This is a genomic window from Pseudomonas sp. A34-9, assembly GCF_029543085.1.
Taxonomy (GTDB): domain Bacteria; phylum Pseudomonadota; class Gammaproteobacteria; order Pseudomonadales; family Pseudomonadaceae; genus Aquipseudomonas.
Genome location: NZ_CP119967.1, coordinates 2,301,846 through 2,315,105 on the forward strand (window position 1 = coordinate 2,301,846; position 13,260 = coordinate 2,315,105).

A 13,260-nucleotide genomic window follows, 5' to 3' on the forward strand; every position below is an offset into this window, starting at 1 on the left:
ACCATGAAAAACCTCATCGGTATCTACACCAGCCCGCGCGGCCACTGGGTCGGCGATGGTTTTCCGGTTCGCACGCTGTTTTCCTATGACAACCTGGGCAAACACATCAGCCCGTTTCTGTTGCTCGATCACGCCGGGCCTGCCGAATTCACCCCGACCACCGAACGCCGTGGCGTAGGTCAGCATCCGCACCGGGGTTTTGAAACCGTGACGATTGTTTATGACGGTGAAGTACAGCACCGCGATTCCACCGGCAGTGGCGGCGTTATCGGTCCTGGCAATGTGCAATGGATGACCGCGGCTTCCGGGATTCTGCATGAGGAGTTCCACTCGGAACGCTTCGCCAAAACCGGCGGCAAACTGGAAATGGTCCAGCTGTGGGTCAACCTCCCGGCTAAAGACAAAATGGCCGCGCCGGGCTACCAGACCATTGTCGACAGCGACATTCCAAGCATCGCGCTCAAGGACAACGCCGGCAGCCTGCGCTTGATCGCCGGTGAGTTCGATGGCCACACCGGCCCGTCGCGCACTTTCACGCCCATCGATGTGTGGGACCTGCGGTTGAATGCCGGCAAGTTGCTGACGCTGGATCTGCACGAGGGGCGCAATACTGCACTGGTGGTGCTCAGGGGGTCGGTGCAGATCAATGGACAGCAATCGGCGGAGCAAGGGCAACTGGCGTTGTTCGAGCGCGATGGTCGGCAACTCACCCTCCAGGCGAGTCAGGATGCGCTGGTGTTGCTGCTCAGCGGCGAGCCGATCGACGAACCGATTGTCGGCCACGGCCCGTTCGTGATGAACACCGAACAGGAAATCCATCAGGCGTTCGCCGACTTCCAGTCCGGCCGCTTTGGCCGGATGCACGGCTGATACCAACCCCTGTAGGAGCTGCCGCAGGCTGCGATCTTTTGACTTTGTTTTTAAAGATCAAAAGATCGCAGCCTGCGGCAGCTCCTACAGTTTTTTTGTTGCCAGTGAGAGTGTGTTCATCCGCTGAAATCAATTGCTCCTACACTTGCTCAATCTGTGCGATCTTCTCGCGATTGGCCCCCGTCGGAGTTGTTTGATGCTGTCTCTGCTGACTGAACATCCGTTGTTCTGCGCGTTGATCCTGATCCTCCTCGATCTGGGCCTGTGGCGCCTGATCAGCTCCCATGGCAGCGAGTGGAAGCTGCTGGTGCGGGTGCTGATTTTCAGCTTGTTCAGCGTCCTGCTGTTCAATGAAGGTCTCAACCCGATGGAGCCGGCGCCGTGGGCCGACAATGTGCCGCTGCATTTAGCCGCGACCGGGTTGCAGATCGGCTGGTGGCTGTTCGGCGCGCGCACCCTGACGGTGTTGATCGGCGCGGTGATGATGCAACGGGTCGGCCACACCGGGCGGCTGTTGCAGGATTTGCTCGGCGCGGTGATTTTCCTCATCGCGATCATTGCGGCACTGGCCTACGTGCTGGATCTGCCGGTCAAAGGCGTGCTGGCCACCTCCGGGGCGTTGGCGATCATCGTCGGTCTGGCCTTGCAGAGCACGCTCAGCGATGTGTTCTCCGGGATCGTCCTCAACACCACCAAGCCTTATCAACTGGATGACTGGATCTCCATTGACGGCACCGAGGGGCGGGTTACCGACATCGATTGGCGCGCCACGCGCCTGCAAACCAGCCAGGGCAGCATGGCGGTGATTCCCAACTCGCTGGCGGCCAAAGCCAAAATCATCAACTTCAGTCGGCCGAGCAATATGTTCGGTGTCGCGGTCAGCGTGCAGGTCAGCCCGCACGCGCGGCCCAATTCAGTGATCGATGCGCTGGAGCGGGCGATGCAGGGCTGTCGTCAGTTGCTCGACACGCCTGCGCCGAACGTCGCACTGAAAAGCTCCGGCAGCAGTGGCGCGGAATACGAAATTAGTGGTTTCGTGGCGTCAATGGGCGAGAAGCGCGTGGTGCGCAATCAGCTGTTCGATCTGGCCTATCGGCACTTGCAGGCGTCCGGGGTGAGTTTGCTATCGAGCAATGAAACCGGTGCGCCGGCCAACCTTTCGCGGCCCCGGGCATTGCTCGACAGCTCGCCGATTTTCTCGACGTTGCGCCAGGAAGAGAAAGAAACCTTCAGCCAGAACATGACCCTGCAAACCTTCCGTGCCGGTGAAACCATCCTTGAGGCGGGGGAGGTCAGCGATCACTTGTTCATTATCGAATCAGGTGTGGTCACGGTGACGTTGAGCCGTCATGGCGCGCCGTTCGAGTCCGGGCGTATGGGCCCCGGCGAGGTCATCGGTGAGGCGGGGATTCTTTCCGATTCCTCGGTGCCGGCGAAGTTTGCCGCGAAGACCTTCTGCGCCTTGTACCGCATCGAGAAGACTTACCTGAAGCCGTGCCTCGATGCCCGCCATGACATCAGTGACGCGATGAAAACCTTGCTCGATTACCGCCTGCACAAAGCACAATCCCTGACCGAGGATGTGCCGGTAGTCGTGCCGAAAAAGGGTTTCTTGCAGTGGCTGCGCAATCGCGCCTGAGCATTATGCGTAGGCGGCGAGTTTCTGTTCCAGATGCAGGCGCACTTGCGGCCACTCGTCGTCAATGATGCTGAACCGCACCGAGTTGCGCTTGCGTCCGTCCGGCATGATCCGCTCGTGGCGGACGATGCCTTCCTGTTGCGCGCCTAGACGCAGGATCGCCTGGCGTGACTTCTGATTGTTTTCGTCGGTGGTGAACTGCACGCGCACGCAATCGAGCACGTCGAAGGCGTGGCATAGCATCAGGTATTTGGCTTCGGTGTTGACGAAGGATTTCTGCCAGCTCGCCGAGATCCAGCTGCTGCCGATTTCCAGCTTGCGATTGAGCGAGTCGATCTTCCAGAAGCGCGTGGAGCCGATCACTTCGCCAGTGTCTTTCAAGACAATGACGAACGGCATCACGGTACCGGCTTCACGGCCATCGAGGGCTTTTTTCAGGTAGCTGTCGACGGTGCTCGCCGACGGCACGACCGTGACGGTGAGGTTCCACAATTCGCCGTCAGCGGCCGCGTGGAGCAGGGCAGCGGCATCTGAATACTGGAGCGGGCGCAAGAGGATGCGCTGACCTTGCAGCGTGGTTTGCATGGGATTCAGGTCTCGGCGGAGCGGGCGAATGACGAGCGCCTATTACGCCGCACCGAGTGGATCCGATGCAACCGGCGCGATGTTCACGAGGTCACAATTTTCACAGCCCATGGGCAGGAGCCTCAGTTGATGAAAAACCTGCGGATTGCCACCTACAACGTCAACGGTTTACGCGCACGTTTGCCGAATCTGCTGGATTGGCTCAAACGCGAGCAACCGGACATCGCCTGCCTGCAAGAACTCAAGTCTGTCGACACGGCATTCCCCGCCGCAGAACTGGAAGCCGCCGGTTACGGCGCGATCTGGCAAGGACAGGCCTCGTGGAACGGCGTGGCGATTCTCGCCCGTGACGCGCAACCGCTGGAGAGCCGGCGCGGTTTGCCCGGCGACCCTGATGACAAGCACAGTCGCTACCTGGAAGCGGCGGTGCACGGCGTGCTGGTCGGTTGCCTGTACTTGCCCAACGGCAACCCGCAACCGGGGCCGAAATTCGATTACAAGCTGGCCTGGTTCGAACGGCTCATCAGCTATGCAAAAGACCTGCAAAGCAGTGATCACCCGGTGGTGCTGGCCGGCGATTACAACGTCGTGCCCACCGACAGGGACATCTACAACACCCGCTCATGGCTCAAGGATGCGCTGCTGCAACCGGAAAGTCGCGAGTGTTATCAACGATTGCTGGACCAGGGCTGGACCGATTCGCTGCGGCATCTGTATCCCGAAGATCGCCTCTACACCTTCTGGGATTACTTCCGCCAACACTGGCAAAGCAATTCCGGCCTGCGCATCGACCATCTGCTGCTCAACCCGGCCCTGAGTCCGTATTTGCACGAGGCCGGAGTCGACGCCTGGGTGCGCAACGAACCGCACGCCAGTGACCATGCGCCGACGTGGATTCGTATCGGTTCACGCAAGAAACGCTAGCAGGCGATTGGCGAAATCAATTGTCGAAAACACTGCCCGATCCCGTATACATGGCGACCATCAACGCAGTGACCTGCGGCCCCATGCATAAGGATCGAGCAATGAGTGAGCCACGCCTGACGAATCTGAAGCTGTACCTGCAACGTCTGGGTTTTGAAACGCCACCGGAACCGACACTGGCGACCCTGCGCCTGCTGCAATTGCGTCACACCGGCGTGTTTCCTTTCGAGAATCTGGCGACGATTAGCGGGGCGCCGGTACCGATTGACTTGCCGTCGATTGAAGAGAAGGTCCTGCTCGGTGGGCGCGGTGGTTACTGCTATGAACTGAATAACTTGTTCTTCGCCCTGTTGCTGGAACTGGGGTTTGACGCTCGGGCCATCAGCGGCCGCGTGGTGATGAATCAGCCCGAAGGCAGTTGGACAGCGCGTACGCACCGTTTGAGCCTGCTGACTATCGACGACGTGCGCTACATCAGCGATGTCGGCTTCGGCGGCATGGTGCCGACCGCGCCGCTGCTCCTCGACACCGAGACTGAGCAAGCGACCCCTCACGAACCTTACCGGATTGAAAAACAGGCCGACGGCTACATGCTGCAGGCCAAGGTGGCGGGTGAGTGGCGGCCGATGTATCTGTTCGATCTGCAGCGCCAGGAAGACATCGATTACACCATCGGCAACTGGTATGTCTCGACGCATCCGCAATCACCGTTTACCCAGCGTCTGATGGTCGCGCGTACCGGCGATGGCTTGCGCAAGACCCTGAACAACGGCAGTTTCGCTATCCATCGCATGGGCGCCAGCAGTGAGCGGCGTGAAGTAGCGGACGTCGATGAACTGATTGCATTGCTGGAGCAGGAGTTCGATCTTCACTTGCCCGAGCAGCCGCATGTACGCGGCGCTTTGGCTCGGGTGATCGCGCCTGTTTCCGTCTAGGGCTTGGCGTCGGGCTCCAGCACTCGGCGGATTTCCCCGACCGCTGCCGACAGCTTTTTCTCGAGGCTCTTGAGTTCGGCGGCGGTGATACCTTTCTTGAATTGCCCGGTCGATTCGACTGGCTCCGGTTTCGCAATCGCATCGAGCAGGGCATGACGCAGGGTGTTATTGAAAAAAGAGCAAGACTGTACCGTCGGTCGCCATGAACGGTTCAGCGTAGTGGGGCTGGGCGAGGACACCGGAGGGGATGTGTTGCCGGATTTGTGGGGAATGGGAGCACCGGGCTAGAAGCTTGGGTGGCTACCTATCCATTTTGTGACTGGCAAGTTGTATACAACTCTATGGACATTTGTCACGAGTATTGAATACAGTGTGCGCATAACAAAAACCAGGGAACTCCCCACCATGAAAACGCCCCATGTTTCACACCAACGGCCCGAGGACGAAAATCTCGGGGTCGGCGCGAATATGGCTTACGGCCTGCAACATGTTCTGACCATGTACGGCGGTATCGTTGCGGTGCCACTGATCATCGGCCAGGCGGCCGGCCTGTCGCCGGCGGACATCGGTTTGCTGATTGCTGCTTCATTGTTTGCGGGGGGGCTGGCGACACTGCTGCAAACCCTGGGTCTGCCGTTTTTTGGCTGTCAGTTGCCGCTGGTGCAGGGCGTGTCGTTCTCCGGTGTGGCGACCATGGTCGCGATCGTCAGCAGTGGCGGGGAGGGCGGCTTCCAGTCGGTGCTCGGCGCGGTGATTGCCGCGTCCTTGATCGGGTTGCTGATCACACCGGTGTTCTCGCGTATCACCAAGTTCTTCCCGCCATTGGTGACCGGCATTGTGATCACCACCATCGGCCTGACGCTGATGCCGGTGGCCGCACGCTGGGCCATGGGCGGCAACAGCCATGCGCCGGACTTCGGCAGCATGCAGAACATCGGCCTGGCGGCGGTGACGCTGATGCTGGTGTTGCTGTTGAGCAAGGTCGGCAGCTCGACCATCTCGCGTCTGTCGATCCTGTTGGCCATGGTGATCGGCACGGTGCTGGCGGTGTTTCTCGGCATGGCGGACTTCTCCAGTGTCACCACCGGGCCGATGTTCGGCTTCCCGACGCCGTTCCATTTCGGCATGCCGACTTTCCACTTCGCCGCGATCCTGTCGATGTGCATCGTGGTCATGGTGACGCTGGTGGAAACCTCGGCGGACATTCTCGCGGTCGGTGAAATCATCGGCACCAAGGTCGATTCCAAGCGTCTGGGCAATGGCCTGCGGGCGGACATGCTGTCGAGCATGTTTGCGCCGATCTTCGGTTCGTTCACTCAGAGTGCCTTCGCCCAGAACGTCGGGCTGGTGGCGGTGACCGGGATCAAGAGCCGTTACGTGGTCGCCACTGGCGGCGTCTTCCTGGTGATTCTTGGCTTGCTGCCGTTCATGGGGCGGGTCATCGCGGCAGTGCCGACGTCGGTACTCGGCGGCGCCGGTATCGTGCTGTTCGGCACGGTGGCGGCGAGTGGTATTCGCACGTTGTCCAAGGTTGATTACCGCAACAACGTCAACCTGATCATCGTCGCCACCTCGATCGGTTTCGGCATGATCCCGATTGCCGCACCGAACTTCTACGATCACTTCCCGAGCTGGTTCGCGACCATTTTCCACTCGGGCATCAGTTCGTCGGCGATCATGGCGATCCTGCTCAACCTGGCCTTCAACCACTTCACTGCCGGCAACTCGGATCAGCAGTCGGTGTTTGCGGCGGCGGAAGAGCGGACCTTGCGTTATCGCGATCTGGCGGCCCTGCGCGAAGGCGACTACTTCAGCGACGGCAAGCTACATGACTGCGATGGCAAGGAAGTGCCGGTGATCGAGCCTGATGATCACGACCACGGACATGGCGCGCCGAAAGCGCAGGTGAAGAGCAGCGAACACGTCTGACGGCTGCGACTGAATAGAAAAAGGGCCGATCTGTTTGGTACAGATCGGCCCTTTTTCATTTCAAGATCAAAAGATCGCAGCCTTCGGCAGCTCCTACAGATTCAGCGTTCATCCTCAGAATCAGCGGAGTATGAGATCTGTGCAGGAGCTGCCGAAGGCTGCGATCTTCTGATCTTTTCCAGCGCCCACAAAAAAGCCCCTGAATCTTTCGATTCAGGGGCTTTGCTATTTGGCTCCACAACCTGGACTCGAACCAGGGACCCAATGATTAACAGTCATTTGCTCTACCAACTGAGCTATTGCGGAATTGGTGCGTATGTTACTGATTCAAAAAGAGAAGTCAAGCGTCGGTTGTAAAAAATACTGAGTCCTCGGGACGAACGGTGACTTGTCAGCGATTGGCGGTTACCAGAACCGCAGCAGAGGTCTACCATGGTCGCCCGGAAGTGGTCACACGCGCTGCCGGCCATTCGCCGAAAAAGGTCCGCGTCATGAACCGTTTGTCCTGTAACAGCGAGGTGTTCGCATGAGCATCGCGCAAATCAGCCTGCCCAAAGGCGTCGGCCCCCACGCCGAAAAACTCTTTGATGCAATCACCCAGGCCAGCAGCCCTGAAGAATTGAACCGTGCCGGTGGCAAGGCTGAAGGTTTTGTCCTGGGCCTGGAAAGCACCAAGGCGATCAAAAGCCAGGTCGCCGAATCGCTGTACGTCGTTTATGACGACGCTGCGAGTCAGCGTGCGGCCGAACTGGCTTAACTGCCGAAGGTGATGGTGCCCATCATCAGTTTGGCGTAAGCCGCGGTGGCGGCCAGTTGCACCAGCCACAGGACCAGGCCACCGAGGAAGACGCCCGTGGCAACTTGCAATACCAGGCTTTTTTCGCGTTTGGCCGAGGCGCGGGGGATGAAATCATCCAGATCGTCACGGTCGGCGCGCAGGTTGTCGTTTTTCATATCGGCTCTCACAAAATTTGCGGATGTACACAAAACCTGTAGGAGTGAGCCTGCTCGCGATAGCGCTGTGTCAGGTAATGAAGCTTCGGCTGACACGACGCTATCGCGAGCAGGCTCACTCCTACAGTTGGAATATGTGTGCAGTCTAGAGGGTGTGCGGCGTGTTTCGGGACAAATAAAAAACGGGAAGCCCCAAGGCTTCCCGTTTTTCATCACGCAGCGAAATCAGATGACCTGAACAATCGCGTCCGTCACAGCCTTGATGTTGCTCTGGTTCAGAGCAGCCACGCAGATGCGGCCGGTGTCCAGGGCGTAGATGCCGAACTCGTTGCGCAGGCGATGAACCTGCTCAGTGGTCAGGCCGGAGTAGGAGAACATGCCGCGCTGACGACCGACGAAGCTGAAGTCGCGGCCCGGGGCTTTCTCTGCCAACAGGGCAACCATCTGCTCACGCATGCCGCGAATGCGCAGACGCATTTCCGCCAGCTCGGCTTCCCACTGCGCGCGCAGTTCCGGGCTGTTCAGTACAGCCGCAACGATGCTTGCACCGTGAGTCGGCGGGTTGGAGTAGTTGGTGCGGATCACGCGTTTGACTTGCGACAGCACGCGCGCGCTTTCTTCTTTCGATTCGCTGATGATCGACAGCGCACCAACGCGCTCGCCGTACAGCGAGAACGACTTGGAGAACGAGCTCGAAACGAAGAAAGTCAGACCGGACTCAGCGAACAGGCGCACAGCGGCGGCGTCTTCGTCGATGCCGTCGCCAAAACCCTGGTAAGCCATGTCGAGGAACGGCACGTGACCTTTGGCCTTGACCACTTCCAGCACGTTATTCCAGTCCGCCGGGGTCAGGTCGACGCCGGTCGGGTTGTGGCAGCAAGCGTGCAGGATAATGATCGAGCCGTTCGGCAGGGCGTTGAGGTCTTCGAGCATGCCGGCACGGTTTACGTCGTGGGTGGCGGCGTCGTAGTAACGGTAGTTCTGCACCGGGAAACCGGCGGTTTCGAACAGCGCGCGGTGGTTTTCCCAGCTCGGGTCGCTGATCGCTACAACGGCGTTCGGCAGCAGTTGCTTGAGGAAGTCGGCACCGATTTTCAGTGCGCCGGTCCCGCCGACGGCCTGAGTGGTGATGACACGACCGGCGCTGATCAGTGGCGAGTCGTTACCGAACAGCAGCTTTTGCACGGCCTGGTCGTAGGCGGCGATGCCATCGATCGGCAGATAACCGCGCGAAGCGTGTTGAGCAGCGCGAACGGTTTCGGCTTCGATCACGGCGCGCAGAAGTGGAATTCGCCCCTCTTCGTTGCAGTACACGCCAACGCCCAGGTTGACCTTGGTGGTCCGGGTATCGGCGTTGAATGCTTCGTTGAGGCCCAGGATTGGATCGCGGGGTGCCATTTCGACAGCGGAGAACAGGCTCATTATTGCGGCGGCTCTGAATGGAGAATGGAGGGACGTGTCGCGCTCCAGCCGGATGCACTAGAGCGGTGCACAAACGGGGAGCTAGTATAGAGGCCATTACTGAACAATGGCGACAGGCGAATCGGCTTTTCCGGTAAGTTTTTCCGATTATTTCTTGACCGTTAGTCGACTGGGCGTGTCAGAGTCTTTAGCGGATGTAGGACGTTTGCCTTGAAAGGTGAGGCAATCGCCACCACATTGAGCACAATCCAGGTTTTTTCTTGCGCGACACCGGTCGCTTGCGGTCGTCCCCGCGGTGCTCCGCTTCGCTCGGAATGCCGCGATCCCAGAGGTGTATATGTCCGAATTCCAGCTCGTCACCCGCTTCGAGCCCGCCGGCGATCAGCCAGAAGCCATTCGCCAATTGGTCGAAGGTATCGAAGCCGGGCTGGCGCACCAGACGCTGCTCGGTGTGACCGGCTCGGGCAAGACCTTCAGCATCGCCAATGTCATTTCGCAAATACAGCGCCCGACGCTGGTGCTGGCGCCGAACAAAACCCTCGCCGCGCAGTTGTACGGTGAGTTCAAGGCGTTTTTCCCGAATAACGCAGTCGAGTATTTCGTTTCCTACTACGACTACTACCAGCCTGAAGCGTATGTGCCATCGTCCGATACCTTCATCGAGAAGGATGCGTCGATCAATGACCACATCGAGCAGATGCGTTTGTCCGCGACCAAAGCCTTGCTGGAGCGCAAAGACGCGATCATCGTCACCACGGTGTCGTGCATTTACGGTCTCGGTAGTCCGGAAACCTATTTGAAGATGGTGCTGCACGTCGATCGCGGCGACAAACTCGATCAGCGCGCCTTGCTGCGGCGTCTGGCCGACCTGCAATACACCCGCAATGACATGGATTTTGCCCGCGCGACCTTCCGCGTGCGCGGCGATGTGATCGATATCTACCCGGCGGAATCCGATCTGGAAGCGATCCGCATTGAGTTGTTCGACGACGAAGTTGAAAGCATTTCCGCGTTCGACCCGCTGACCGGCGAAGTCATCCGCAAGATGCCGCGCTTCACGTTTTACCCGAAAAGCCACTATGTGACGCCCCGGGAAACCCTGCTCGACGCCATCGAACACATCAAGGTCGAATTGCAGGAACGCCTCGAATACCTGCGCAGCAACAACAAACTGGTCGAGGCTCAGCGTCTGGAACAGCGCACCCGTTTTGATCTGGAAATGATCCTCGAGCTGGGTTACTGCAACGGCATCGAAAACTACTCGCGCTACCTGTCCGGGCGTCCGGCCGGTGCCGCGCCGCCAACCCTTTACGATTACCTGCCGGCCGATGCTTTGCTGGTGATCGACGAATCCCACGTCAGCGTGCCGCAGGTTGGCGCGATGTATAAGGGCGACCGTTCGCGTAAGGAAACCCTGGTCGAATACGGCTTCCGCCTGCCGTCGGCGCTGGACAACCGACCGATGCGTTTTGACGAGTGGGAAGGGGTCAGCCCGCAGACCATTTTCGTCTCGGCGACCCCGGGCAATTACGAAGCCGAACACGCCGGGCGGGTGGTCGAGCAAGTGGTGCGGCCGACCGGTCTGGTCGACCCGCAGGTTGAAGTGCGTCCGGCGCTGACTCAGGTTGACGATCTGCTCTCGGAAATCACCAAGCGCGTGGCCGTCGAGGAGCGGGTGCTGGTGACCACGCTGACCAAGCGCATGGCCGAAGACCTTACCGATTACCTCGCCGACCACGGCGTGCGTGTGCGTTATCTGCACTCGGACATCGATACCGTTGAGCGCGTCGAGATCATCCGCGACCTGCGTCTCGGCACCTTCGATGTGCTGGTGGGGATCAACCTGCTGCGTGAAGGCCTGGACATGCCGGAAGTGTCGCTGGTGGCGATTCTCGATGCGGACAAGGAAGGTTTCCTGCGCTCCGAGCGTTCGCTGATCCAGACCATTGGCCGTGCGGCGCGTAATCTCAATGGCCGGGCGATTCTGTATGCCGATCGCATGACCGGTTCGATGGAGCGGGCGATTGGCGAGACCGAGCGCCGTCGCGACAAACAGATCGCCTTCAACCTGGAAAACGGCATCACTCCGCGCGGGGTGATCAAGGACGTCGCCGACATCATGGAAGGCGCCACCGTGCCGGGCTCGCGCAGCAAGAAGCGCAAAGGCATGGCCAAGGCTGCCGAGGAGAACGCCAAGTACGAAGCCGAACTGCGCTCGCCGAGCGAGATCACCAAGCGCATTCGTGCGCTGGAAGAGAAGATGTATCAACTGGCGCGGGATCTGGAGTTTGAAGCGGCGGCGCAGATGCGTGACGAGATTGCCAAACTGCGTGAGCGGCTTCTGGCTGTGTAAGGAGGATCGTTCCCACGCTCTGCGTGGGAATGCAGCCCCGGACGCTCCGCGTCCGCTGTGACGCAGAGCGTCACCGGAGTCATTCCCACGCGGAGCATGGGGACGATCAGTTGCAGTTAGTGGGACTCCCCAGCCTTCAGCCCCTCTGGCAGCTTCTTGGTCAGCAAAATCGCCAACATGCTGATCCCCAGCGCAATCCCGACAAAGTGAAACGCATCGTTGTAAGCCATGATTGCCGCCTGCTGATGGACGATCTCACTCAGCTTGCCCAACGCTGCCGTATCACTGCCAAACCGATCGCTCATCGACGCCAGGCGCTCCGCCACTTGCGGGTTGGTCGGCACCACCGCCTCACGCAAATAATCGAAATAAGTCTTGGTGCGCGCATCCAGTAACGTCGCCAGCAAAGCAATTCCGATCGCACCGCCGAGGTTACGCAGGATATTGAACAGACTCGACGCCGACCCCGCGTCCTGCGGCAGGATGTACGCCGTGGCAATCAGCGAAATGGTCACCATGATCAACGGCTGCCCCAGCGCGCGAATGATCTGAATCTGATTGAACTGCGGCCCGGCAAAATCCGGGTTAAGCACTCCCGAAGAAAAACTCGCCAGCCCGAACAATCCGAAACCTATCGTGCACAGCCATTTCGGCGAGACAAACTTCATCAGCTTCGGCACCAGCGGAATCAGAAACAGCTGCGGCACGCCCATCCACATGATCACTTCGCCGATCTGCAGGGCGTTGTAGTTCTGGATCTGCGCCAGGTACAGCGGTAGCAGGTAGATCGAACCATACAGCCCGACACCCATGCCCAGGCTGGAAATACTCGACAAGCCAAAATTGCGATTACGCAGAATCCCGAGGTTGATCAGCGGATTCGGTTTGGAAATCTGCACGATCACAAAAGTGATCAGACTCAGCAGGGCGATGCTGCCCAGCGTCACGATCAGGCTCGATTCCAGCCAGTCCTTGCGATGGCCTTCTTCGAGAAAAACCTGCAAGCAGCCGAGGCCAATCCCCAGCGTGAGGATGCCGGTGTAATCGGTGCTTTTCAGCAGCTCCCAATGAGCTTCCTTCTTCTCCAGTCCGTACAGCAACCCGGCGATCATGATCAGCCCCGGCGGGATGTTGATGTAAAAGATGTATTCCCAGCCCCAATTCTCAGTGAGCCAGCCGCCCAGCGTCGGGCCGATGGACGGCGCGAACGTGGCGGTCATAGCGAACATGGCCATGCCTTTCGCTCGATGGTGTTCCGGCAGTTTGATCAGGGTCAGGGTGAACGCCAGCGGGATCAGCGCGCCGCCGGTGAAACCCTGCATGGCGCGAAAGACGATCATGCTCTCCAGGCTCCAGGCCATCGAGCACAGCAACGACGAAGCCAGAAAACCCAGCGATACCCACACCGCCAGACGCCGCGCCGACAGCAACTGCACCAGCCACGCGGTCAGCGGGATCATGATGATTTCCGCGACCAGATACGAGGTGGAAATCCACGAACCTTCTTCCAGCGTCGCCGACAAGGCGCCCTGAATATCTTTCAGTGACGAGTTGGTGATCTGGATGTCGAGCACGGCCATGAAGGCGCCGAGCATCACGCTCATCACCGCAATCCAGTCGCGCCGGGTCGGTTCGCCGACCGGGCGGAT

At 59.4% G+C, this 13,260-nt stretch carries 12 protein-coding genes and 1 tRNA gene; 7 read left to right on the forward strand and 6 right to left on the reverse strand.

Going from position 1 to position 13,260, the window contains the following annotated elements:
• Positions 1-3 precede the first annotated feature (3 nt).
• Together P3G59_RS10145 and P3G59_RS10150 are read left to right on the forward strand one after the other, a co-directional pair.
• Positions 4-870: a pirin family protein gene (locus tag P3G59_RS10145; RefSeq protein ID WP_277761419.1), complete on the forward strand. Its 867-nt coding sequence runs from the start codon at positions 4-6 to the stop codon at positions 868-870.
• Between the two features lie 196 nt (positions 871-1,066).
• Entirely contained in the window at positions 1,067-2,509 is a 1,443-nt protein-coding gene (locus tag P3G59_RS10150; protein ID WP_277761420.1) for a mechanosensitive ion channel family protein, read from the forward strand.
• Positions 2,510-2,512: 3 nt separating this feature from the next.
• Here P3G59_RS10150 and P3G59_RS10155 read toward each other — a convergent pair whose 3' ends face one another.
• The gene (locus P3G59_RS10155) at positions 2,513-3,094 is read right to left on the reverse strand and encodes a GNAT family protein (protein ID WP_277761421.1); all 582 of its coding nucleotides are present in this window, start codon (positions 3,092-3,094) and stop codon (positions 2,513-2,515) included.
• 129 nt (positions 3,095-3,223) lie between these two features.
• Here P3G59_RS10155 and xth point away from each other — a divergent pair, with 129 nt between their 5' ends.
• Both xth and P3G59_RS10165 read left to right on the forward strand, forming a co-directional pair.
• On the forward strand, positions 3,224-4,018 hold the full coding sequence (gene xth / locus P3G59_RS10160) for an exodeoxyribonuclease III (RefSeq protein WP_277761422.1): 795 nt from the start codon (positions 3,224-3,226) through the stop codon (positions 4,016-4,018).
• Between the two features lie 101 nt (positions 4,019-4,119).
• Complete coding sequence (locus P3G59_RS10165) at positions 4,120-4,953, forward strand: arylamine N-acetyltransferase (RefSeq protein WP_277761423.1); 834 nt, start codon at positions 4,120-4,122, stop codon at positions 4,951-4,953.
• Here the strand turns inward: P3G59_RS10165 and P3G59_RS10170 are convergent.
• The gene (locus P3G59_RS10170) at positions 4,950-5,192 is read right to left on the reverse strand and encodes a hypothetical protein (protein WP_277762221.1); all 243 of its coding nucleotides are present in this window, start codon (positions 5,190-5,192) and stop codon (positions 4,950-4,952) included. The two genes, P3G59_RS10165 and P3G59_RS10170, sit on opposite strands and share 4 nt — an antisense overlap.
• A gap of 166 nt (positions 5,193-5,358) precedes the next feature.
• On the opposite strand from P3G59_RS10170, the gene P3G59_RS10175 reads away from it, so the two are divergent.
• Complete coding sequence (locus P3G59_RS10175) at positions 5,359-6,882, forward strand: nucleobase:cation symporter-2 family protein (RefSeq protein WP_277761424.1); 1,524 nt, start codon at positions 5,359-5,361, stop codon at positions 6,880-6,882.
• Positions 6,883-7,112: 230 nt separating this feature from the next.
• Here the strand turns inward: P3G59_RS10175 and P3G59_RS10180 are convergent.
• Positions 7,113-7,188 (reverse strand) — tRNA-Asn (locus tag P3G59_RS10180).
• A gap of 220 nt (positions 7,189-7,408) precedes the next feature.
• Between P3G59_RS10180 and P3G59_RS10185 the strand changes: the two genes are divergently transcribed.
• Positions 7,409-7,639 carry a hypothetical protein gene (locus tag P3G59_RS10185; RefSeq protein WP_277761425.1) on the forward strand — a complete coding sequence of 77 codons (231 nt, stop codon included), beginning with the start codon at positions 7,409-7,411 and terminating at the stop codon, positions 7,637-7,639.
• On the opposite strand, the gene P3G59_RS10190 is transcribed toward P3G59_RS10185, so the two are convergent.
• Together P3G59_RS10190 and P3G59_RS10195 are read right to left on the reverse strand one after the other, a co-directional pair.
• Complete coding sequence (locus P3G59_RS10190; RefSeq protein WP_277761426.1) at positions 7,636-7,836, reverse strand: hypothetical protein; 201 nt, start codon at positions 7,834-7,836, stop codon at positions 7,636-7,638. The genes P3G59_RS10185 and P3G59_RS10190 overlap by 4 nt on opposite strands.
• Before the next feature lie 225 nt (positions 7,837-8,061).
• The gene (locus P3G59_RS10195) at positions 8,062-9,258 is read right to left on the reverse strand and encodes an amino acid aminotransferase (RefSeq protein WP_008083015.1); all 1,197 of its coding nucleotides are present in this window, start codon (positions 9,256-9,258) and stop codon (positions 8,062-8,064) included.
• Between the two features lie 337 nt (positions 9,259-9,595).
• Between P3G59_RS10195 and uvrB the strand changes: the two genes are divergently transcribed.
• Entirely contained in the window at positions 9,596-11,611 is a 2,016-nt protein-coding gene (gene uvrB / locus P3G59_RS10200; RefSeq protein WP_095123435.1) for an excinuclease ABC subunit UvrB, read from the forward strand.
• Between the two features lie 116 nt (positions 11,612-11,727).
• On the opposite strand, the gene P3G59_RS10205 is transcribed toward uvrB, so the two are convergent.
• Positions 11,728-13,218: an MDR family MFS transporter gene (locus tag P3G59_RS10205; RefSeq protein ID WP_277762130.1), complete on the reverse strand. Its 1,491-nt coding sequence runs from the start codon at positions 13,216-13,218 to the stop codon at positions 11,728-11,730.
• Positions 13,219-13,260: the final 42 nt, after the last annotated feature.